Source organism: Rhizobium sp. USDA 3886 (assembly GCF_056279785.1).
Genome location: NZ_JBWCDC010000001.1, coordinates 2357594 through 2378474, shown reverse-complemented (window position 1 = coordinate 2378474; position 20881 = coordinate 2357594). Strand labels below are relative to the sequence as shown.

The window sequence follows — 20881 nt, the reverse complement described above, 5'->3', positions numbered from 1 at the left end:
CCAGCGCGTTCGGCGAGCGCTTTCAACCTCTTGCCGTCAAGGTGAATGTCGGGTTAACGTCATTGTAGAGTTGATTTGTTTGCGACACACCGGCCTGGAGGGACCAGCCGGCGGCATGAAGCCAGTTAAGTCGCTGCCGGCAATCCGGCCTGTCCCATTCATTTCGTTTCAGGGATTTATCGATGGCCTACACGATCACAGACGTAGGCGCGTTGAACGTGCTCACTGTTCTTCGCGGCGTTAGCAAGGAAGCCGATACCGTTCAGCGGCAGGTATCATCGGAGCTGCGCGTCCAGACGGCGGCGGACAATGCATCCTCTTGGGCTTCCGCAACGACCTTGCGGTCAGACGAGAATGCGTTGAAGACGATCGGCGATGCGCTCGGTCTCGGTGCCGCGAAGGTCGATACCGCCTATACGGCAATGACATCACTGATCGATGTGGTTTCCGAGATCCGCAAGACCGTCGTATCAGCGACCGACCCGGCCAACGATCGCGACAAGCTCAGCGTCACGATGGAGCAGTATAAGACGCAATTGGAAAGCGCCGTAAACTCCGTCAACTTTTCCGGCGAGAACTGGCTCCTGAACCGGGACGCGACGGCGCCCGCGCAGCGATCGGTCATCGGCGGCTTCGTCCGGGGCTCGAACGGTGAATATTACCCGCAGAATATTACCTATCCGGCGGCCAATACGATCATGATCGACACGAACGATGCCAGCCGCGGTCTGCTGACGAAATCGATCAATGCCGATCCGGATGCCGTACCGGCCCGCAACTACTATCTGCTCGATGCAGGCTCGACGACACCGGCGACCGGTACTGAAATATCGATTTCCGCGAGTTCGACGTCGCAGGACTTGCAGGACATGCTGACGGTATTGGACAATATCCTCTCCAGCCTCAATACGGCCGCCGCAGGTCTCGGCACGATGAATGCGCGTATCGAAGACCGGCAGGATTTCGTCGCCACGCTCTCGAAATCGCTGAAGACCAGTATCGGCGCCCTTGTCGATACCGATATGGACGAAGCGTCGATCCGCCTGTCCGCAGCTCAAACGGCACGTGACATGGCAACCGAAGCACTTTCGATCATGAATACGTCCGCGAGCAAGGTCCTGATCCTGCTCGAGTAGTGTCAGCCTGAACGGCAGGCGAAAAGCCTGCCATTCATCCTCGCGCAAGTTTGGCTTTCTAGTCTGAACAAGAGACGCTGTGACCTGTGCCGAGGGCTGAAGAATGCCTTCGTGTTCGTTGCCGGCGTGAGGATTTGGTTCGTGCAAGCGGGGCGCGCATGTCGGAATTGATTGCAGATGCCGGGTGGTTTTGATGAGCGCTATGCTTTCCCGGTATTTGAAGGACTTCGGTGAGACGAAACCTGCCGCGCCGCCGGTCGACAAGGACAGTTTCGCAGATGACGTCTTCGGCGGCTTGCCGGACATCCCGGAAGAACCTCCGGTCGATCTCGAAGCCGAGCGCCGCGTGGCCTATGGCGAGGGCTATGCCGCGGCAACAGTCGAGCTGACGGAAAAATACGAGCTGGAGGCTCAGACAGTCGCTCTTGTGCACCAGCGCGAGATCGAAGAGCTGACGGCAAGACACGAAGAAGAGACGGCAGCTGTGATTGCGCGCCGTCTCGATGAGATCGCCGCCGAGGTCGCAAATCTCGTGAGCGCGGCGACCGCAAAGGCGGTTGCGCCGGTGTTGACGGAAGCGCTCACGGCTCAGGCGGTCTCAAGTCTTGCGACCTTGTTGCGCGAAGCGATTTCGGAAGGCGCGGCAGGCTCGATGACGGTCAAAGGCCCGGTGCGGCTCTTCGAATTACTGAAGGCCGAAATGGGTGAAAGGCCGGATCTGTTGCGTCATCAGGAGAGCGATGATGTCGATCTTGCCGTTGAAGTTGGTGATTCCGTGCTGGTCACGCGCATTTCCGCCTGGTCTGCCAGCCTGAAGAAAGTTCTTGCATGAGCGAAAGCGAAAACCACCACCACGGCAGGAACGAAGTCATCATCGTCAAGCGGCACGGCGGCGGCGATCATGACGGCGCACATGGCGGTGCGTGGAAAATCGCCTATGCCGACTTCATGACAGCGATGATGGCGTTCTTCCTCGTCATGTGGCTGGTCAACGCGGCGAACGAGGAAACCAAGGCCTCGGTCGCCACCTATTTCAATCCGATCAAACTCGCCGATGAAAAGCCCACCGAAAAGGGCTTGAAGAAGCCTGTCGATCAGGCCGATGGCCAGGAGAAGCAGGACAAGTCGAAGGAGAAGGAGGACGAACCTACCAAGGGTGCGTCCGCAGCAAACGGCGACGATCAGACATCGACCTCGGGCGACCAGACGAATTACTCCGAAGCCGATTTCTTCGAGAATCCCTATTCGGTCCTTGCTGAAATCGCCCAGGAAGTCGGCCAGCAGGCAAATGTCAGCGCGAAAGGCGAGGGCGGGGCGAGCGATTCCGGCCCTGCAACCGGTGCGGATGGTGGCCAAGCATATCGCGATCCGTTCGATCCGGACTTCTGGACGAAGCAGGTCGAGGTCACACAAACGGACAAGGCCGAACAGGCCGCAGCCGGCGAGGCCGACCCAGAGAAGAAACCCGATGCGACCGAACTGGCCAAGGCGGAGGCTATGAAGCCCGCGACCGCGAATCAGGCGTCCGCCACCGCCGGCGAACCGCAAGACAAGCCGGGCGCAGCCGACGAACGGAAACCCGGCGACCCGTCGCCGGCCGATGCGGAGAAGCTCGGCGATGAACAGAAGCAGGCCGAGGAACTGCAGCAGCAGATCGCCAAGCAGATCAGCGGCGTTGCGGGCAAGCTTGCAGAGGGCTTGACCGTTACGGCAGCCGAAGGCGGGCTGCTCGTCAGCATCGCTGATCAGAGCGACAGCTCCATGTTCAACATCGGGTCCGCCGTTCCGCGCAAGGAAATGGTGCTGGTGATGGAGAAGATCGGCGAAATCCTGAAGAGCCGTCAGGGCGCAGTCGTGATCCGTGGCCATACGGACGGCCGTCAATACAAGGGCGCCGACAACGAGAACTGGAGTCTCTCGATGGATCGCGCGCAGGCAGCCTATTACATGCTCGTTCGCGGCGGAGTGGACGAGAAGCGCGTCTCCCAGGTTTCCGGCTTCGCCGATCGCAGGCTGAAGCTTCCCGACGATCCGTTCAACGCCGCCAACCGCCGTATCGAAATCCTAGTTCAGGCGGATCAAGGATAGTCTCATGGCGCGCCCGCAGCACCGGCATCTTCTCCTAGCTCTCGGACTGGCGATCGCTTCGCCGGCCGTCGCTGCGGGTGAGGAGCAGGAGAGCCTGGCACCGTACAAGATGCTGCGCTCGCTGCAGTTCGTGCAGGATTCGGTCGCCCTCGGCGACCATTCGGCGGCGGAGATGCAGCGCTTCATGCTCGGTACGGTCGACCAGCGCCTGCGTTCTGCGGACGCCTCGATCTTCGATGATGACCGCAATGTCGATGCGGCCCTCGTCTATGCCATGAGCGGCGGCAATCCAGCGACGCTCGAATATCTCATCGCCCGGGATGTGAACGGCTATTTCGATAGTCGCGTAACCGATGTCCTGCGCAAATACCTGAGCGGCAAGGGTCTGCTCGTCGCAAAGACGTTGGTTGATACTGCCAACGAATATCGCGACAAGAAAATCGGCCCCTATCTCGCTCTTGTCGGCGGCAATGTCATGGTGGCGCGGAGTCCTGACGAAGCATTGAAGCTCTACGACCAGGCTCGGCTTTCCGCGCCGGGTACCATCGTTGAGGAAGCAGCCCTCCGCCGCTCGGTGGCGATTTGCGTCGAGGCTGGCCTCGTCGAGAAGGGGCTTGCCTATTCGCAGCGCTATGTGCGGCGCTTCCTCCATTCGCCTTATGCGAGCCAGTTCGCTGATCTCTTCGTCAAGCTGATCGTCGACCATAACCAGGTGAAGACGGAGGATGTCGTCAGCATCCTCTCCTTCATGGACGAGCCACGGCGGCGCGAGGTCTATCTTCGCATTGCACGCGCCGCCGGCATTGCCGGCAAGGCGGAGCTTGCCAGAACGGCGGCCGCATATGCGCAATCGCTTGCCGGTGATGCGAACAATGCGCTCGGCGCGCTCGCCGATTTTTACGGCAACATGGCCTCCGTCTCCACGCCTGATGTGGACGCTGCCGCAAAGAGCATCAGCAGCGTTGCCGACAGCGAGCTCTCCCCGCGCGACCGCGCGCTACGCGCTGCGGCCAAATCAATTGCGGAACAGGTGTTGCAGCCGCCGGATCCGGCAAGCTTGACGCAAGCGTCCGAATCTAAACCTGCTAATGAAGAAATCACTTCTGAACAGGCCGCCGCTTCTGCGGTAGGCGGATCGCAACCCGCACAGATCGCGGCGCCCTCCGAGCCTGTTGACGATGGGGCGGCGCCGGCGCTGATGCCGGACGGCGCGAAGCAGGAGGCTGACCCGTCATTCAAATCCTTTGTGACGACGAGCCGTTCGAAACTCGATGAAATCGACGGTCTCTTGAGCCAAGAGAGCAATTGAAATGATCGATATCAACGTTTTGAGCGGAGCGGCCGCAACGGAAGCGCCGCAGCCTGCTAGAGGCAATGGCCACGCAGCAACGGGCGACGACGCCGGCAAGGGTGGCTTCTCGGACGTGCTCTCCAAGGCCGGAAGCAATTCTCAAAAAAACGCCGACGACGAGACCGCAAAGACATCCACGGCTGAAGACCCCCAGACGGCCGGCGATGAAAGCGCCGCCGATATCGTCGCTCTTAACCTGCGAGAGCGTGCCCGCAGCAAACCGATGATCGCACTCAGTGACGCATCTTTGAAGCAACAGGCCGCGGTGCAGCCGCAGACGATTGCGACTGCCACGGGCAAATCCGGCAACGAACAGGTAAAGGGCCGCGTCGATACGGCTTCGGTGAAGTTCCACGCCAAGGGGGATACCGGCAAGGTCGTGGAAGACGCGAAAGCGCAGGCTGCAAAGGGCGCCAAGCCGGATAAAGCTTTGGAGAGTACGGCCGGAGACGATGAAGACTCGCTCTCGGACACGACCTCTGCCGCCGATGCGCTTGGGCTTCTGAACAAGGATACCTCCGTTGCCGCAATCCCTGCGGCACTCCTGTCCGCGGTCCATGTGAATGCGAAGGACGATAGCGTTGGCAAGGAGAAGGGTGCCAACCTCCATGGCCGTGACACCGGTATCGCGCCCGCGGCCGATGCCCTGGCAGCGATCAGCGCCGGCAAGGACGACGCGCAGATGCCGGCCGTTGATGGCGCAGCCAATCTCGACGGCAAGACGTTCCGTCTGAGCCGCGCCGACGGCCGCGGCGAGTCCATGGACATCCATATCGGTGCTGATCAGGAAGCGCCCGCCGGCAAGGCGAAGAGCGATATCGAAAACGTCACGGTTCTCGATTCGCGCCGTTATATCGGCCTCGCGCAGAATTCCGCATCCGTGACTGCTTCAATCCTCGGTGACAGCGAGTGGACGCGCGCAATGCAGCCGGGCTCCGCGCTCTCGAATGCCGCCGAATGGACGAGCACTGGCAAGGTGGTTAACACCCTCAAGATCCAGATGACGCCGATCGACCTCGGCCTCGTGACGGCAACGATGCGCCTTTCCGGCGATGCCCTGAACGTCGATCTGAAGGTCGAAACCGGTGCGGCTTATAGGCAGCTCAAGGAGGACCATGGCAAGATCGTCGAGGCGCTCCGCAGCCAGGGCTATGTCATCGACAACGTCACCATCAGCATGGCGCCGGTCGAAAAGCCGGCTGCGGGCAGCCAGGCAAATGCGCAAGAGCAGTCTTCCCAGCAGCAATCTCTGCAGCAGGGGCAGGGCGGTGAGGCACGCGAGCGCCACACTCAGACGGCACAGCGCGGCAATGGAGGCTTCAGCGATGCAGGGGGGACCGATGTTGAAGATATTGCTTCTGGCGCCATTGGCGGCAGTACTCCTGGCGGGCGTTTACCTCTGAGGCGAGCGCCTCCAACGGAGCCTGCGAAAACGAAATCCAATCCGCTGCCGCCAAATACGGCATACCGGAAGGCATTCTCTATTCCGTGGGCCTGACGGAGACCGGACGCAAGGGGTCGCTCTATCCTTTTGCGCTCAATATAGAAGGCAAGGCAGTCTTTCCGCCGTCCGAGCAGGACGCCATGATGCAGTTCTATTCGGCGCGCAAAAGCGGAGCCAAGCTCATCGACATCGGCTGCATGCAGATCAACCATTACTTTCATGGAGAGAATTTCAGCTCGGCGGAAGCTATGTTCGACCCGCACCGCAATGTCGAATATGCGGCGAAGTTCCTCCGTAATCTTCATGACCGGCATGAAACCTGGACGATGGCGGTAGCGAGATACCACGCCGGACCGAACAACGACCCTGCGCAGAAGCGGTATGTCTGCCGCGTGATCGCCAATCTGGTCGCCACTGGCTATGGCAAGTGGACTCCCAATGCGAGTAACTTCTGCCGGAACTGATGCAATCAAAAATAGTAAACCGTGAACAAAACGGAATCGTGCCATAATGTGGCAGGAATTGGCCGAAAATTGGATGCACAAGGACTAATTTACCGCCTGTTAACTTTTCCACGAAATTTTTGTGTGCGTAACCGACAAGGCATACTACATATAGATCAAATCGGGACCCAATTCTTAATCAACTATTAATTCCTGCCATTAAGTTCCAGCAGCTTGTCCCAGATTCGTGCGATTCGTACCCATAGATCATTGAGGTGCCACACTGATTCGGAGGCGGACGAATGATCGTAGTGGTTGATGAGCGTGAGCTCGTGAAAGATGGTTACACATCATTATTTGGCCGGGAGGGCATTCCCTCAACCGGCTTTGATCCAGGCGAATTTGGCGAGTGGGTGCAAACGGCGGCGGATTCCGATATAGCGGCCGTCGAAGCTTTCCTGATCGGCCAAGGCCAGCAAATGTTTGAGCTGCCGCGGGCGATAAGGGATCGCTCCCAGGCGCCGGTGATCGCGGTCAGCGACCAGCATTCGCTCGAAAACACCCTTGCACTTTTTGATTGCGGCGTCGACGACGTTGTCCGCAAGCCGGTCCACCCCCGCGAAATCCTGGCGCGCGCCGCGGCAATCCGTCGCCGCCTGAAGGCGATTTCGACCCACACCGATATCGGCGCGATCCGCGTCTTTTCGGACGGCCGGGATCCGGAAATCAACGGCGAAGTCTTTGCGCTTCCCCGCCGCGAACGCCGCATTCTGGAATACCTGATCGCCAATCGCGGCCGCCGCGTCACCAAGACCCAGATATTCAACGCCATCTACGGCATCTTCGACGAGGAAGTCGAAGAAAACGTCGTTGAAAGTCATATCTCCAAGCTGCGCAAGAAGCTGCGCAAGACGCTCGGCGTCGACCCGATCGATTCGAAGCGCTTCCTTGGCTACTGCATCGACTGGAACTGATTTTTCAGCGGCGGGCCTGGCTCGCGGAAACGTGCCTTCAATATTTCGATCCGGCAGCTCCGCTACAGACAGCTTCACGCAAGGCCCGCCAAATACTCTCCAAGCTATCAAGGAAAACGGGGTTTTCAGATGAGCATTTTTGGCAGCATGAAGACGGCAGTGTCCGGCATGAATGCACAGGCAAACCGCCTGAGCACCGTTGCCGACAACATCGCGAACGCAAACACCACGGGCTACAAGGCCGTCTCTACGGCTTTCTCCTCCCTCGTCCTGCCGTCCACGGCAGGCAACTACAATTCCGGTGGTGTGCAGACGTCCGTCCGTCAGGCTGTTTCCGATCAGGGCGACATCTCTTACACGACTTCGGGTTATGACCTCGCCATCTCCGGCGACGGCTTCTTCATCGTGGAAGGCGCAGACGGCACGCCGGTCCTGACCCGCGCCGGCGACTTCACGAAGGACGACGAAGGCAACCTCGTCAATTCGGCAGGCTACACGCTGATGGGTTATCCCTACGGTGCTTCTGCTCCGGCTGTCGTCGTCAACGGCTTCGATGGTCTCGTTCCGATCAATGTCCTCGGCGATCAGAAGCTGGAAGCGGTGCCGACGGCGAATGGGACGTGGACGGGCAACCTCAAACCGTCCTCGCCCATCGTGACCGTTCCTGCCAACCTTCCGAGCGCAAACGCCGCAACGGCCACATCCGACACGCAGAAATACTCGATCGTCACCTATGACAAGCTCGGCAGCAAGGTGATGTACGATATCTATTTCACGAAGGTTCCGGTCACGGCCGCAGCGCCGCTGCCGCCGACTGGCACCGCCTACGAATGGGAAATGGCCGTATTCCGCAATGCCGACAAGGCCGCGACCGGCACGAGCTCCTTCCCGTACACTTCTCCCGCCGTTGACGTGAAGCGGGTATATTTCAACAGCTCGGGGCAGATGCTGACAGATGCGACGCACACCGGCACCACGGACATTGTCGATCCGGTGACTGGTCTCACCATCAATATGAGCCTCGATCTTTCCCAGGTCGGCGACAACTTCTCCGGCACGGGCAACGTGGATGGACAGGGCGCGAATTCTCCGATCGACATCACGATCGACGCCGATGGCGTGGTGTATTCCAAGTATGACGATGGCAGTACCAAGCCGATCTTCCAAATTCCGCTCGCAACGGTCCCGAGCCCCGACCTGCTGACGCTGATGTCCGGCAACGTCTACTCGGCAAACGGCAGGTCCGGCGTTACCGTCACCGGCTTCCCGCAGACAAGCGGCTTCGGCAAGATTCAGTCGGGCGCTCTCGAAGGCTCGAACGTCGATATGGCGGGCGAGTTGACGGAAATGATCGAGTCGCAGCGCAGCTATACGGCAAACTCGAAGGTGTTCCAGACGGGTTCGGACTTGATGGACGTTCTCGTCAACCTCAAGAGATAAGTAAGGTAACGGCTAAGCCATGTCGCTCACTTCCGCACTTAATACGGCACAGAGCATATTCAACAATACGGGCGCTCAGAGCAGCGTCGTATCGAACAATATCGCCAATGCCGGCAATAGGGATTATGTGCGTCGGCAGGCGATGCTCACCACCTCGTTGAACGGCGCGCAGGTGGTCAAGATCAACCGCGCGCAGGAGGACGCTCTCCTGCGGCAGTATCTGAAGAGCAATTCTCAGGACAGTGCGCAGCAGACCCTTCTCAATGGTCTCGAAGACATCAAGTCGGTCATCGGCGGCAACGCATACGAGACGGCACCCTCAACCTATCTGGCTGCCTTCCGCGACAAACTTAGTGCATTCAGAGCCGCGCCGAACAGCACGATTGCGGCCCAGGGGGCGATCACGGCAGCACAGGACGTCGTGAACTCGCTCAACAATGCGACCAGCGCCGTCCAGCAGGTGCGGACGAATGCCGACAAATCGATTGCGAATTCCGTCGAGGAGCTGAATGAGCTTCTGGCGCAATTCGAGACCGCGAACAACGCCGTCAAGTCCGCCACGTCCTCCGGTGCCGATCCGTCGCAAGCGCTCGATCAGCGCGATGCCTTGCTCAAGCAGATTTCGGGGATTGTGGGCGTCACCACTGTTACGCGCGATAACAATGACATGGTGCTCTACACCTCGGACGGGGTGACGCTTTTCGAGACCATTCCGCGCACGGTGACGTTCAAGCCGACCCAGAGCTACGGCGCCTCCACCGACGGCAACGGCGTTTACATCGATGGCGTGGCGCTCGGCAAGGGTTCTGGCGGTACGACGTCGGCGCAGGGCAGTCTCCAGGCGCTCCTCCAGCTTCGCGACGAGGTCGCACCGACATTCCAATCCCAGCTCGACGAAATCGCCAAAGGCCTCGTCGCCCTGTTTTCGGAAACGAACACGACTGCAACCAGCACGCAGCCGGGTCTCTTTACCTGGACCTTGCCGAGCGGTGCTGCCGGCGGAACGCCGACGACGGCCACGATCATCGACGGCATTGCCGGTTCCATCTCGGTCAATCCGGCGGTGGTGACCTCTCTGGGCGGCGATCCGATGAAGCTGCGTGACGGTTCGATCAACGGCGCCGCCTTCAATCAGAATGCCGCCGCTAACGGCGGCTACACCGCGCAGCTCGACAAGCTCTACACGGCCATGGGCGCCAAGATGGATTTCGATCCAGGCGCCGGCGTCATCGGCTTCAACTCGGCAACGGGCATCGATTCGAACGTTAGCATCATGGATTTCTCGTCGAACTCGATCGGCTGGTTCGAACAGTACCGCAGCGACGCAAGTGGCGCTGCGGAGATCACCGCGGCAGCGTATTCCCGGTCCGACGAGGCCTATTCCAACGAGACCGGCGTCAACCTAGACGAGGAACTGACGCTGCTTCTCGACATCGAGCAATCCTACAAGGCGGCGACGAAGATTCTGAACGCCGTCGATGAAATGTTGAAGTCATTGCTGGATATAGCGAGTTAAGCCATGAAGAGCTCTTTTATTTCTAGTTCAGCCATTCAGAACGCCATGCGAATGACGATCCGCCAGTCGCAGAACCAGATGGTCAAGGCTTCGATCGAAGCCACGACGAAGACCTACGCCGATATCGGCGTATCGCTCGGCATCGACGCCGCCAAGAGCGTGAACTATTCGCGCGAACTTGATCGTATCTCCTCGTTCAAGGACAGCAACTCGACGGTCAATCTTCGTCTTGAGATGTCCCAGAGCGGGTTGGCCGATATGCAGAAGGCCAGCGACGCTCTGGTCAAGAACCTGACAGCGCTCAAGGGAAGCCAGGCCTCGACTGCCATCACCGTGACCCTCCAGTCCTCGGCAGCGGCACTTTCGCAGCTGATGGACTCCGGGAACATGATCACCAACGGCGAATACCTGTTTTCCGGCATCAATACGGATGTCCCGCCGCTGACGGATCGCAGCGCGACCGTCGAGGCGCAGATCGTCACCGATTTGAACTCCTATGCAACCGGGCTGGGCAAGCCGGTCAGCGCGCTGTCGGCGGCTGAAATCAATACCTTCATGACCAACACCGTGGAGCCGATGTTCAGCGCTGCCGCGTGGACGAATCCGACCACCGGCTGGTCCAAGGCTTCCGACCAGAACATGACGAGCCGGATCAGCAACTCGGAAGTCATCACCTCGTCCACGAACGCCAATTCCGACGGCATGCGCTACCTGGCAATGGCGACAGTCATGACGAATGCGCTGATCGACCAGGGTCTTTCCACTGACGCCATGGACGCGGTTTCCTCACGCGCCATCGGCTATGCCGCACAGGCAACCTCGGGCCTCGTATCGCAACAGAGCCAGCTCGGCCTGTCGCAGGAGCGTGTCGAGAAAGCGAACGACGCTCTCGATGCTCAGGCTGCCATCATCAACAACAAGGTTGTGGACCTCCAGGGTGTCGATCCGGCGGAAGCTTCGACCCTCGTCAAGACTTTGGAAACGCAGCTGGAAACTGCTTACACGATCGTATCGAAAATACAGCAGCTGAGCCTCGTGAACTACCTTTGATGATCAAAGGCGCGCAATACAAAGAAGGATGCATGAATGTATCAATTCTCTTATGCCGAGGTCATGCAAGACTCGGTGACCGACGCGAAAGAGCGGGAGCGGCAAGTTCTCGACCGGTCAATCGAATTGCTCTCGCTGGCGCGCGACAAGGAAAAGTACAGCCGGGAATCCGTTGAGGCACTGTTCTACACCCGGCGTGTTTGGGTGAGTTTTGTCGAGGATCTCAAGCACCCCGACAATCAGCTCGAGATCGAGCTGCGGGCCAACCTGATTTCGATCGCAATCTGGATTTTGAAGGAATGCGACAAGATCAGGCGACGTCAGTCAAGTAACTACCAAGGCATTATCGACGTTACCACCATCATCAGGGATGGACTTAAATGAAAAGTACACTTCGCATTTCGCTTAAAGCCGGAGAGAGGATCTTCATCAACGGCGCGGTCCTGCGCGTTGACCGCAAGGTCGCGCTGGAGTTCCTGAATGATGTGACATTTCTTCTGGAAAATCATGTTCTTCAGCCGGAAGACGCCACGACGCCGCTGCGCCAGCTCTACTTCATCGCGCAGATGATCCTGATCAATCCGGAAGGCAAGGAGCAGTCGACGACGATGTTCCGCAAGTCGATCACCATGCTGCTGACCTGCTTCAAGAACGAGGAGGTTCTCGCCGAACTGAAGCGCATCGATGGCCTCGTCTCGACGGGCCGCGCATTCGATGCCCTGAAGGCCATCCGCGCGCTCTACACAATCGAGGACGGTATCCTGAACAACCAGGAAATGCACCCGGCGATGGTCGAGCAGATCCGCAAGGAGATCGCACCATGGCGGTAGATGGCGTCTCCAACGTCGGCACGACGTCGACCACGACGACTGCGCAGCAGAAGGCGACGCTCAACTACGACAACTTCCTGCAGCTGCTCATCGCACAGATGAAGAACCAGGATCCGACGGATCCGATGGACGCCGGCGAACAGATGTCCCAGCTCGCGAGCTTCTCGCAGGTCGAGCAGACGATCCAGACCAACACGAAACTGGACACGCTGCTCGCAAGCTCCAGCCTCACTCAGGCAGGCAGCTATATCGGCAAGTACATGGAAAGCGCCGACGGCACCGTCAAAGGCACCGTCGCCTCGGTCAAGGTGTATTCCGACGGAATTATCGCGACGACGACGGACGGGAAGAGTATTCTCATACAAGCGGGAATCACGCTCGCGGATAAAGCGCCGGCGACAGACACGTCGTCTTGAACTGACTTGCAATAAACGCAATAACGGTCCGGCTTCTGCGGGGCGGACCGGAAGGCGATATGAGGTTGCCTGACGATGAATGAAGCCGATGCACTCGACCTTTTCCAGGCGGCGATCTGGACCGTTCTGATCTCAGCCGGTCCCGCGGTTGCGGCCGCCATGATCGTCGGCCTCGTCATCGCGCTGATCCAGGCGCTGACGCAGATTCAGGAAGCGACGCTCACTTTCGTTCCGAAGATTGTCGCCGTTCTCATTACCGTCGGCATATCCGCTCCGTTTGTGGGCTCCCAGATCTCCATTTTCACCGACATGGTCTTCTCGCGCATCCAGTCCGGCTTCTGAACCACCTTCGCGCAAGCTTCGCTGGTTAATTCTCGATCCGTATTGGGCAGGGCTGTACCTGCCTCCTCTCATGAAGAGACGGAATCGAAATGGCGCAACCACCCGCACTACCCCTTCCGAAATCTGCTCCAAGCCTACGCGATGTCGGTTTTGCCCTCGGCATCATGGTCATCATCTGCGTACTCTTCCTGCCGATTCCGCCATTTCTGATCGACCTGGGGCTAGCATTTTCGATCGCGTTTTCCGTTCTGATCCTGATGGTTGCCCTTTGGATCCAGAAGCCTCTCGAATTCTCGTCCTTTCCGACCATCCTGCTGATCGCGACCATGACGCGGCTGTCGCTGAACATTGCGACGACGCGCGTGATCCTTTCGCATGGCAATGAGGGACATGATGCCGCCGGCGGTGTGATCGCGGGCTTTGCAAGCCTGGTGATGTCCGGTGACTTCGTGATCGGTCTGATCGTCTTCCTGATCCTGATCACCATCAATTTCATCGTCATCACCAAGGGTGCGACGCGTATTGCGGAAGTCGGCGCGCGCTTCACCTTGGACGCCATCCCCGGCAAGCAGATGTCGATCGACGCCGATCTTTCGGCAGGCATCATCGACGAGAAGGAGGCGCAACGCCGCCGCAAGGAGCTGGAAGAGGAAAGCTCCTTCTTCGGCGCCATGGACGGTGCCTCCAAATTCGTCCGCGGCGATGCGGTTGCCGGCCTTATCATCACCTCCATCAACATCTTCGGCGGCATCATCATCGGCTATTTCCGCCACGGCATGCCGATCTCCGAAGCAGCCGATGTTTTCGTCAAGCTTTCGGTCGGCGACGGTCTGGTCGCTCAGATGCCGGCCCTCATTGTCTCCCTGGCCGCTGGCCTTCTCGTTTCACGCGGCGGCACCGTTGGCTCGACGGACCAGGCCGTCGTCAATCAGCTGAGCGGTTATCCGCGTGCACTTTCAGTCTCAGCCGTGCTGATGGCGATCCTGGGTCTGATGCCCGGCCTGCCGATGCTTCCGTTCCTGTCCCTCGGCGGCCTTATGGCATTCGGCGCATGGTTCATCCCGCGTCAGATCGAAGCGGAAAATAAGGTCCGCCGCGAGCAGGAGGAAAAGAAGGTCGTTCAGACCAAAGAGCTCGAAAAGGACTCCGTCAAATCGGTCCTGCGCACCTCGGAAATCGAACTCGCGCTCGGCAAGATGGTGTCGACCCGCCTCCTCGGCGCGCATCAGGAACTCGCCTTCCGCGTCGGCAAGATGCGCAAGAAATTTGCGACGCAATACGGCTTCGTCGTTCCGGAGATCAAGGTCACGGACGATATCAACATTCCCGAAAAGTCCTACCAGATCCGCATCCACGGCACGACGGTGGCGTCGAACGCACTGCGCGTCGGCGAAGTCTTGGTCGTCACCGGTTCCGGCCGCAAGCCACGCATTCCCGGCGACGAAATCCGCGAACCGGCCTTCGGTATGCCTGCGGTTTCCATTCTCGAGGCTTTCGCAGAGGACCTGAAACGCGAAGGGTTCCAGCCGATCGACAACGTCTCGGTGGTCCTCACCCACATGAGCGAGGTCATCCGCAACAACCTGCCGCAGCTTCTGTCCTACAAGGACGTGAAGGTGCTGATCGATCGTCTCGATCCCGAATACAAGAAGCTCGCGGACGAGATCTGCACCTCGCATATGTCCTATTCGGGCCTGCAGGCCGTCCTCAAACTGCTGCTCGCCGAGCGCGTCTCGATCCGCAACCTGCATCTGATCCTGGAAGCCGTGGCCGAGCTTGCTCCACATGTCCGAAAGACGGAACAGATCGTCGAGCATGTGCGCATCCGCATGGCGCAGCAGCTCTGCGGAGACCTGGCGGACAACGGCGTATTGCGCGTCCTGCGGCTCGGCAGCAAATGGGACATGGCCTTCCACCAGGCGCTCAAGCGCGACAACAAAGGCGAGGTCGTCGAATTCGACATCGACCCGCGCAGCCTTGAGGAGTTCAGCGAGCAGGCAACGAAGGTTATCCGTGAATTCATGGATCGCGGGTTGCCATTCGCCCTTGTCACGTCGCCGGAAACACGCTCCTATGTGCGCATGATCATCGAACGGCTGTTCGCCACGCTTCCGGTCCTCTCGCACGTCGAACTTGCCAAGGGCATCGAGATAAAGATTCTGGGCTCTATTTCATGATTTCCGACCCGCAGGGGACTGTCCTGGCGCTCTTTCTGGTTTTCTGCCGGATTGGCGGCTGTATCCTTGTGATGCCAGGCTTTTCTTCAGCGCGCGTGCCGGAATTGCTGAGAGTCTTTGTCGCCGGCGGCCTGTCGATCGCCGTGCTGCCGGTTCTTTGGGATACGGTCTATCCGGCAGTCAGCAATACCGGCGCGACCTATATCGGGCTCATCGTCAGCGAATCGCTGATCGGCGTCATGTACGGCCTGCTGGCACGTTTTTACACGCTCGGCTTTCAGTTCGCCGCCAGCATCATCGCCATGATGGTCGGATACACCTCGCCGGGGGCGTCGGATATCATCGAAGATTCGGTGGAAACGAGTCTTTCCGGCTTCATCACGTTTGCGGGAATGATGATCCTCTTCATGATGGACTTCCATCACGTCGTGTTCCGGGCGCTGATCGATTCGTACACGACGATGCCCTTCGGCGGCATCGCAGATATGCGCGCCAATCTGATTTCGCTCACCGATACGCTGCAATCGACGACCTACATCATGCTCCGGCTCGCAAGCCCGTTCCTCATCTATAGCATGATGTTCAACGTCTCGATCGGCTTCATCAACAAGCTGGCGCCGCAGATTCCGGTTTATTTCATCTCGACGCCCTACATGCTGCTTGGCGGCCTGTTCCTGTTTTATTTTGCGGTTGCCGCCTTGATCAGCCAGTACGCGCAGTCCTTCCCGAGCGTATTCATCGGAAGGTAGCGTGGATGACGGACAAAACGCGTTCCGAAAAACTGAAGCGGCTCGTCGCAGTCCAGCGGCATCTGGAGCAGATGGCGGAATACGACCTTGCCGAAACGAGCCGGCAGCGCACCGAGGTCAACCAATCGATCGACAACGTCGTCACGGCGCTCGGCTCCTTGGATCCCGTCCATCGCGCTTTTTCGCAAAGCTATGCCGATCGCTTCGAGCGATTGAGCACGAAGGACAAGCAACTGACCGGCATGCAGCAGTTGCACGAGATGCGCCTGCAGCGCGAGCGGGCAAAGGGCGACCGGCTGGAAGAGGGCATGAAGGAAGCCCTTGAAGCCGAAAGGCGCGAGGCCGATGACAACGCGGTCTACGACGTCATCGATCAGAAATTTGCAACACAAGCCTCCAGCAAGCTTCAAAAACCATAATCCCTACAACTTAATTTAGAGGATTGTGACATTGGCTATTTCACCCCCGAGTGATCTGGTCCTGGATGTTGTCAAAGCCGCCGACCCGATGGAGGTTCAGGTGGCCCAGGAAAAATTGAAAGCGAGCCGCGCCGCCTTCCGCGCAACGAGCCTTACCGAAAACGGCGACGGCTTCTCTGCTAAGGTCGACGTGCTTGACGGCGCCACCGAGAAGACCGGTCTCGACAACGTCAAGAATCGCGCCAAGACCGAGGAGATTCCGGAAATCTACCGGAAGTTCGAGGCCATGGTGCTTCAGAATTTCATCAAGAACATGCTGCCCAGCGACAGCGAGCAGGTTTACGGCAAAGGCGCCACGGGCGACATCTGGAAGGGCATGATGGCCGAGCAGCTCGGCAACGTCATCTCCGAAGGTGACGGCGTCGGCATAGCCAAGCAGATGTATAACGAGGCTCTTCGCAAGAAGGAAGGCGCCATCGTGAACGCGTCGGCGGACCAGGATGACCGCAAGGTCGCCTTCAGCATGATCGACGAATTCCAGCGCAAGACATTCGGCACGCCGACGGCGGATGCCAAGATCAATAATGAAGCATAGCCGAGGATAAAATGGAAATCATCTCGAACGAATATCGTATCAAGTCGGTCCTCGGCCGCCTGGAAATGATCATTGACAACGAGAACACGCGGATCGGCAGCGACCCGCAATTCGATCTCAAGGTCTCGAATGCGCACAAGAGCCGCTGCCTTTATGAGCTGTCGATGCTCTTTCGCGATACGGATCCGGCCGAGCTTGCCGCGTCGCATCTCGAACAGCTTCACGGGCTGAAGCAGAAGCTGACGCTCAACGCCCGGCGCGTTGAGGCGCATCTCGAAGCCGTTCGTGCGGTTGCCGACCTTCTGAAGGACGCCGTTCAGGATGCGGACGCCGACGGCACCTATTCCCAGGAACAGTTCGTCGCGCGTGATGCCTGATGGTGAAGCTCGTCCTGACAGGCATCTGGGTCTGCGCCATCACGCTGGCTTCGGTCTATTTCTCCGTGAAACTGGCGACGGCGCCGGCGCCGCCGGCTGACGATTCGAAACAGGGCCAGCTCGAGCTTGTTAAGGGCGAGACGATTACCGTTCCGATCATCGGCGATGGTGCGGTGACCGGCTATTTCCTCGGGCGGGTGTCCTTCATGATGAACAAGGACACGGTGAAGGGAATGACCCTGCCACTGACCGAAATGACGACCGACGAGCTCTTTACCCTGCTCGTCGGCAACAAGATGGTCGATATCAGCAAGCTGAAATCCTTCGATCCCCAAGCCTTCCGCGAGGCGATCAAGAAAGGCATGAACGAGAAACTCGGCGGCGAATATGTCTCCGAGGTCATGCTGGAGCAGCTCGACTACCTTTCCAAGGACGACGTCAAAGCCAACGCCTCCGGTCAGCAGAGGAAAACGGCCGATCCGGTCAAGATCATCGAGCCCCCGCCGCCTGAAGCTGCGGCGGCCACTGCCCACTAGTCTCGCCGGCTTCGCCTGCGCCGTTCAGGTGAAGTGCAAAGCCGGACGCGCCCGGTTCGCCCAGCTCGGGGCGGAGCTGCATGCTGGGGATCAGATAGTCTCCGCCATTCTGCTGCCGGTAGGGGATGGGCAGGGTGGACTCGAGCGTGCGCATCCTCTCGCGCAGGTGCTCGGCGGCGCGCTCGAAGCCGGCCTCGTCGAGACGATCGACCCTGTAGGCCACGAAAGGCGGAAGGACGTCATAGCCCGGGTAATAAAGGATCCCGTGATTGATCGGGAACAGCAGGTCGTCGATCGGCCCGTTGACGCCGCGGGCCGAGTAATGCTCCTCCCAGCCGCCGGCGGTTACGATCAACATCGCCCGCTTGCCCGCCAAAGTTCCTTCGCCGTAGCGATCGCCCCATCGGTTGTCGCTGTGCTCGCCGACGCCGTAGGCGAACCCATAGGCATAGACCCGCTCGACCCAACCCTTGAGGATGGCCGGCATGCTGAACCACCAGAGTGGAAACTGGAGGATCAGCATATCGGCCCATAGAAGCTTATCGATCTCGATCTTGACGTCTTCCGTCAGCTCACCCGTTTCAAAAGCCTTCTTGGATGCCGCAGCCGGAATGAACCGCGTCTCGGATGCCAACGACGGAAAGTCGGCGCGGTCGACCTCGGATTTCCAGCCCTTGGCATATAGGTCGGACACGCGCACCTCGTGGCCTTGGGCCTCGAGCTCCTTGATGGCGATGTCGCGCAGCGCACCGTTGAGCGAGCGCGGTTCGGGATGAGCGAAGACAAGCAGAACTTTCATGGTCAGTGATCCTGTGAGTGTGAGAACTGGCTCATAGGTAGACAGGACATAAACCATCCAGTAGATGTGCATAATGCATAAGATTATGCCGAATAATGGATAATTCAGACGTCACATTGGAACGTATGCGCACCTTCGTCCGCGTTGCCGAGCGTGGCAGCCTGTCGGCGGTTGCGCGCGAGTTCGGCGTCGGTCAGTCGACTGTCACGCGGCATTTGCGGGAGCTTGAAGAGGCCGTCGGCGTACCTTTGCTCAGTAGGACCACCCGGCGTGTGACGCTGACAGACGAAGGCAGCCGTTATTATGCCAATAGCCTCCAGATCCTGCGCCTTGTGGAACAGGCCGGCGATGAGGCGCGGGGGACGCGCGGCGCGCCGGCCGGCACGATCCGGATATCCTGTACCGCAGCTTTCGGGGTTTTGCACGTCAGCCGGCTGACCTTCGCGTTTCAGGACCGCTATCCAGATATCGGGATCGACCTCAGCCTCACCGATGAGCGCGTCGACCTTGTGCGGGAAGGCGTCGATATCGCCCTTCGGTTAGGCCCGCTCACCGACAGTTCCATGAAGCTGCGGGCGCTCGGCCAGTCGCGGCGCTTACTGGTCGCAGCGCCGGACTATCTGGCAGCGCGGGGCAGGCCGGCCGTCCCGCAGGATTTGTCCGCCCATGAGGGCATCCGCATGTCGAACGTGGCGGGCAGCGACACGCTTGCCCTGCAAGGACCAAGCGGCGAGCGCCATGCCGTGCCGTTCGGCGGTCGCTTCCGGGTCGACCATGGGCTCGCAGCGCGCGAGGCCCTCGTCGCCGGACGCGGCATCGCACCCGCCCATCGGTGGCTTGTCGATGACCTCCTGGCAGCCGGCCGGCTTGAGGCGATCCTGCCGGACTATTCGCTGCCGCACATCCCGCTGAGCATGCTGATCGTTCCGGAGCGGGCAGGCGTCGCCAGGGTCCGGCTGCTGGTCGAGTTTCTCGTCGGGCAGATTGGCGGCATTCCGGGGATCGGGAAGCCACAGCCGGAGCGTTAATCGGTGAGCATCAATAGCGCCTCAATACAGTTTTGCTTTGGCGCATAAATTTAACAAAACCTTGACGGCAGCAGCGAAATTCGAGCGACTTTCCTAAGAGTTGCTTGAAACAGACCTGCTATAGCTCGCCTCATAGGCTTGGCGCAGCATTCGGGACTTGCGGCGGCGGGCGGGACGCTGCTGGTTCATGAAACCTGCTGGTGCAGAATGGATCTTATGTTTTCCGGGATGCTGGGCGCATGAAGCACCCCTGGCTGGAGGTTGGAATGAACCTGATCGCGAATTTCGCGGTTCTCGCATCGCGCCGCACGATCTTCGACGTGCCGGTATGCGACCTCGGGTGGGACGACGCGCTCGTCTTCATCAACGAGCTTGCGTCGCTTCCTGTCGGCCAGACCGTCATTTCCTTCGTCAACGCTCACAACATGCTGACGACGCTGCGCGATGGTGAATATCGGGATATCCTCCTGCAGAATCTCGTCCTGCCGGACGGCATCGGCCTGAACATCGCTTCACAGATAGCGCACGGTGCTCCGTTTCCTGCCAATCTGAATGGAACGGACTTCGTTCCCGCGTTTCTGACCTATATGGAAAATCCGCGCCGTGTCGGCCTGATCGGCGGCCGGCGCGAGGTCGTCGAAAAGGCCGCGGCGAATCTCCGCAAGCATGCGCCCTGGCACGAATTCGTCGTCGTTTCGGACGGTTATTTCGATAAGGAGAACCCGGCGGAGCTCATTGACGAGGTCGGGCGCCAGAAGCTCGACATCCTGATCATCGGCATGGGAACACCGCTGCAGGAGAAGTGGGCGCATCATCACATTCGCGCCGATCACGCCCGGCTTGTTCTGACTGTCGGGGCGCTTTTTGATTTCATTTCGGGGGCTGTTCCCCGCGCTCCGGAAATGGTTCGCGTGATGCGTCTGGAATGGGCTTACCGTCTGCTGCAGGAGCCGGCCAGGCTGTGGCGGCGCTATGTGCTCGGCATCCCGGTTTTTCTGTTTTACGTGATGCACTACCGCTTCAACCGCCGCGAGCGCATCCTTAGCCAGGTGGGCAGCAACGTTCCCTTGCCCTTACCGCAGGAGCAGAACGAGGCAGCTCACTGAGACCCTGCTTCTTGCCTCGCACGGTTAACCATTTCTTTGCCATGAATATTTAGAGTGCCTTAATC

23 protein-coding genes are annotated in these 20881 nt (G+C 59.3%); 22 read left to right on the top strand and 1 reads right to left on the bottom strand.

Annotated elements, in window-relative coordinates:
* The first annotated feature begins 182 nt into the window (after window positions 1–182).
* The 20 genes from ACZ9BX_RS12215 (at window position 183) to ACZ9BX_RS12120 (ending at window position 17883) form a co-directional block, all read left to right on the top strand.
* On the top strand, window positions 183–1136 hold the full coding sequence (locus ACZ9BX_RS12215; RefSeq protein WP_476218161.1) for a flagellin N-terminal helical domain-containing protein: 954 nt from the start codon (window positions 183–185) through the stop codon (window positions 1134–1136).
* 193 nt (window positions 1137–1329) lie between these two features.
* Window positions 1330–1968 carry a hypothetical protein gene (locus ACZ9BX_RS12210; protein ID WP_476218159.1) on the top strand — a complete coding sequence of 213 codons (639 nt, stop codon included), beginning with the start codon at window positions 1330–1332 and terminating at the stop codon, window positions 1966–1968.
* Entirely contained in the window at window positions 1965–3224 is a 1260-nt protein-coding gene (locus tag ACZ9BX_RS12205; RefSeq protein ID WP_476218158.1) for a MotB family protein, read from the top strand. Before ACZ9BX_RS12210 ends, ACZ9BX_RS12205 begins: the two co-directional genes overlap by 4 nt.
* Before the next feature lie 4 nt (window positions 3225–3228).
* The gene (gene motC, locus ACZ9BX_RS12200; RefSeq protein ID WP_476218156.1) at window positions 3229–4533 is read left to right on the top strand and encodes a chemotaxis protein MotC; all 1305 of its coding nucleotides are present in this window, start codon (window positions 3229–3231) and stop codon (window positions 4531–4533) included.
* Between the two features lies 1 nt (window position 4534).
* Window positions 4535–6073, top strand: coding sequence for a flagellar hook-length control protein FliK (gene fliK, locus ACZ9BX_RS12195; RefSeq protein WP_476218154.1), 1539 nt, complete (start codon window positions 4535–4537; stop codon window positions 6071–6073).
* A complete protein-coding gene (locus ACZ9BX_RS12190) occupies window positions 6064–6483 on the top strand; it encodes a transglycosylase SLT domain-containing protein (RefSeq protein WP_476218152.1) in 420 nt (139 codons plus the stop codon). The genes fliK and ACZ9BX_RS12190 overlap by 10 nt, the downstream gene beginning before the upstream one ends.
* Window positions 6484–6764: 281 nt before the next feature.
* A complete protein-coding gene (rem, locus tag ACZ9BX_RS12185; RefSeq protein WP_476218150.1) occupies window positions 6765–7436 on the top strand; it encodes a transcriptional activator Rem in 672 nt (223 codons plus the stop codon).
* Window positions 7437–7565: 129 nt separating this feature from the next.
* Window positions 7566–8876 carry a flagellar hook protein FlgE gene (locus tag ACZ9BX_RS12180; protein ID WP_476218148.1) on the top strand — a complete coding sequence of 437 codons (1311 nt, stop codon included), beginning with the start codon at window positions 7566–7568 and terminating at the stop codon, window positions 8874–8876.
* Between the two features lie 19 nt (window positions 8877–8895).
* Window positions 8896–10392 (top strand): flagellar hook-associated protein FlgK, encoded by a 1497-nt coding sequence (gene flgK / locus ACZ9BX_RS12175; RefSeq protein ID WP_476218146.1) that lies wholly within the window; start codon window positions 8896–8898, stop codon window positions 10390–10392.
* 3 nt (window positions 10393–10395) lie between these two features.
* Window positions 10396–11442 carry a flagellar hook-associated family protein gene (locus tag ACZ9BX_RS12170; RefSeq protein WP_476218145.1) on the top strand — a complete coding sequence of 349 codons (1047 nt, stop codon included), beginning with the start codon at window positions 10396–10398 and terminating at the stop codon, window positions 11440–11442.
* Between the two features lie 36 nt (window positions 11443–11478).
* Window positions 11479–11826 carry a flagellar biosynthesis regulator FlaF gene (gene flaF, locus ACZ9BX_RS12165; protein WP_027509896.1) on the top strand — a complete coding sequence of 116 codons (348 nt, stop codon included), beginning with the start codon at window positions 11479–11481 and terminating at the stop codon, window positions 11824–11826.
* The gene (gene flbT, locus ACZ9BX_RS12160; protein WP_027509897.1) at window positions 11823–12272 is read left to right on the top strand and encodes a flagellar biosynthesis repressor FlbT; all 450 of its coding nucleotides are present in this window, start codon (window positions 11823–11825) and stop codon (window positions 12270–12272) included. Before flaF ends, flbT begins: the two co-directional genes overlap by 4 nt.
* On the top strand, window positions 12263–12688 hold the full coding sequence (flgD, locus tag ACZ9BX_RS12155) for a flagellar hook assembly protein FlgD (RefSeq protein ID WP_027509898.1): 426 nt from the start codon (window positions 12263–12265) through the stop codon (window positions 12686–12688). Before flbT ends, flgD begins: the two co-directional genes overlap by 10 nt.
* Before the next feature lie 75 nt (window positions 12689–12763).
* Entirely contained in the window at window positions 12764–13030 is a 267-nt protein-coding gene (gene fliQ / locus ACZ9BX_RS12150; RefSeq protein WP_027509899.1) for a flagellar biosynthesis protein FliQ, read from the top strand.
* A gap of 89 nt (window positions 13031–13119) precedes the next feature.
* Window positions 13120–15207, top strand: coding sequence for a flagellar biosynthesis protein FlhA (flhA, locus tag ACZ9BX_RS12145; protein WP_132559229.1), 2088 nt, complete (start codon window positions 13120–13122; stop codon window positions 15205–15207).
* The gene (locus ACZ9BX_RS12140) at window positions 15204–15956 is read left to right on the top strand and encodes a flagellar biosynthetic protein FliR (protein WP_027509901.1); all 753 of its coding nucleotides are present in this window, start codon (window positions 15204–15206) and stop codon (window positions 15954–15956) included. Before flhA ends, ACZ9BX_RS12140 begins: the two co-directional genes overlap by 4 nt.
* 5 nt (window positions 15957–15961) lie before the next feature.
* Window positions 15962–16375: a hypothetical protein gene (locus ACZ9BX_RS12135; protein ID WP_476218141.1), complete on the top strand. Its 414-nt coding sequence runs from the start codon at window positions 15962–15964 to the stop codon at window positions 16373–16375.
* A 31-nt stretch (window positions 16376–16406) separates the two neighbouring features.
* A complete protein-coding gene (locus ACZ9BX_RS12130) occupies window positions 16407–16970 on the top strand; it encodes a rod-binding protein (RefSeq protein WP_476218139.1) in 564 nt (187 codons plus the stop codon).
* Between the two features lie 11 nt (window positions 16971–16981).
* A complete protein-coding gene (locus ACZ9BX_RS12125) occupies window positions 16982–17347 on the top strand; it encodes a hypothetical protein (protein ID WP_476218137.1) in 366 nt (121 codons plus the stop codon).
* The gene (locus ACZ9BX_RS12120) at window positions 17347–17883 is read left to right on the top strand and encodes a hypothetical protein (protein ID WP_476218135.1); all 537 of its coding nucleotides are present in this window, start codon (window positions 17347–17349) and stop codon (window positions 17881–17883) included. Before ACZ9BX_RS12125 ends, ACZ9BX_RS12120 begins: the two co-directional genes overlap by 1 nt.
* Here the strand turns inward: ACZ9BX_RS12120 and ACZ9BX_RS12115 are convergent.
* Complete coding sequence (locus ACZ9BX_RS12115) at window positions 17837–18682, bottom strand: NAD(P)H-dependent oxidoreductase (RefSeq protein ID WP_476218134.1); 846 nt, start codon at window positions 18680–18682, stop codon at window positions 17837–17839. The genes ACZ9BX_RS12120 and ACZ9BX_RS12115 overlap by 47 nt on opposite strands.
* Window positions 18683–18777: 95 nt before the next feature.
* Between ACZ9BX_RS12115 and ACZ9BX_RS12110 the strand changes: the two genes are divergently transcribed.
* A complete protein-coding gene (locus ACZ9BX_RS12110; RefSeq protein ID WP_476218133.1) occupies window positions 18778–19710 on the top strand; it encodes a LysR family transcriptional regulator in 933 nt (310 codons plus the stop codon).
* 266 nt (window positions 19711–19976) lie between these two features.
* Window positions 19977–20816, top strand: coding sequence for a WecB/TagA/CpsF family glycosyltransferase (locus tag ACZ9BX_RS12105; protein WP_476219988.1), 840 nt, complete (start codon window positions 19977–19979; stop codon window positions 20814–20816).
* Window positions 20817–20881 lie beyond the last annotated feature (65 nt).

What these genes read in the sequence shown, in the direction of transcription:
- rem (WP_476218150.1), top strand. Translation starts at nt 6,765, where the DNA reads ATGATCGTAGTGGTTGATGAGCGTGAGCTCGTGAAAGATGGTTACACA.
- ACZ9BX_RS12135 (WP_476218141.1), top strand. Translation starts at nt 15,962, where the DNA reads ATGACGGACAAAACGCGTTCCGAAAAACTGAAGCGGCTCGTCGCAGTC.
- ACZ9BX_RS12120 (WP_476218135.1), top strand. Translation starts at nt 17,347, where the DNA reads ATGGTGAAGCTCGTCCTGACAGGCATCTGGGTCTGCGCCATCACGCTG.
- ACZ9BX_RS12125 (WP_476218137.1), top strand. Translation starts at nt 16,982, where the DNA reads ATGGAAATCATCTCGAACGAATATCGTATCAAGTCGGTCCTCGGCCGC.
- ACZ9BX_RS12215 (WP_476218161.1), top strand. Translation starts at nt 183, where the DNA reads ATGGCCTACACGATCACAGACGTAGGCGCGTTGAACGTGCTCACTGTT.
- flaF (WP_027509896.1), top strand. Translation starts at nt 11,479, where the DNA reads ATGTATCAATTCTCTTATGCCGAGGTCATGCAAGACTCGGTGACCGAC.
- flgD (WP_027509898.1), top strand. Translation starts at nt 12,263, where the DNA reads ATGGCGGTAGATGGCGTCTCCAACGTCGGCACGACGTCGACCACGACG.
- ACZ9BX_RS12115 (WP_476218134.1), bottom strand. Translation starts at nt 18,682, where the DNA reads ATGAAAGTTCTGCTTGTCTTCGCTCATCCCGAACCGCGCTCGCTCAAC.
- ACZ9BX_RS12180 (WP_476218148.1), top strand. Translation starts at nt 7,566, where the DNA reads ATGAGCATTTTTGGCAGCATGAAGACGGCAGTGTCCGGCATGAATGCA.
- fliK (WP_476218154.1), top strand. Translation starts at nt 4,535, where the DNA reads ATGATCGATATCAACGTTTTGAGCGGAGCGGCCGCAACGGAAGCGCCG.
- ACZ9BX_RS12140 (WP_027509901.1), top strand. Translation starts at nt 15,204, where the DNA reads ATGATTTCCGACCCGCAGGGGACTGTCCTGGCGCTCTTTCTGGTTTTC.
- ACZ9BX_RS12170 (WP_476218145.1), top strand. Translation starts at nt 10,396, where the DNA reads ATGAAGAGCTCTTTTATTTCTAGTTCAGCCATTCAGAACGCCATGCGA.
- ACZ9BX_RS12210 (WP_476218159.1), top strand. Translation starts at nt 1,330, where the DNA reads ATGAGCGCTATGCTTTCCCGGTATTTGAAGGACTTCGGTGAGACGAAA.
- ACZ9BX_RS12105 (WP_476219988.1), top strand. Translation starts at nt 19,977, where the DNA reads ATGAACCTGATCGCGAATTTCGCGGTTCTCGCATCGCGCCGCACGATC.
- flbT (WP_027509897.1), top strand. Translation starts at nt 11,823, where the DNA reads ATGAAAAGTACACTTCGCATTTCGCTTAAAGCCGGAGAGAGGATCTTC.
- flgK (WP_476218146.1), top strand. Translation starts at nt 8,896, where the DNA reads ATGTCGCTCACTTCCGCACTTAATACGGCACAGAGCATATTCAACAAT.
- fliQ (WP_027509899.1), top strand. Translation starts at nt 12,764, where the DNA reads ATGAATGAAGCCGATGCACTCGACCTTTTCCAGGCGGCGATCTGGACC.
- motC (WP_476218156.1), top strand. Translation starts at nt 3,229, where the DNA reads ATGGCGCGCCCGCAGCACCGGCATCTTCTCCTAGCTCTCGGACTGGCG.
- ACZ9BX_RS12205 (WP_476218158.1), top strand. Translation starts at nt 1,965, where the DNA reads ATGAGCGAAAGCGAAAACCACCACCACGGCAGGAACGAAGTCATCATC.
- ACZ9BX_RS12110 (WP_476218133.1), top strand. Translation starts at nt 18,778, where the DNA reads ATGGATAATTCAGACGTCACATTGGAACGTATGCGCACCTTCGTCCGC.
- flhA (WP_132559229.1), top strand. Translation starts at nt 13,120, where the DNA reads ATGGCGCAACCACCCGCACTACCCCTTCCGAAATCTGCTCCAAGCCTA.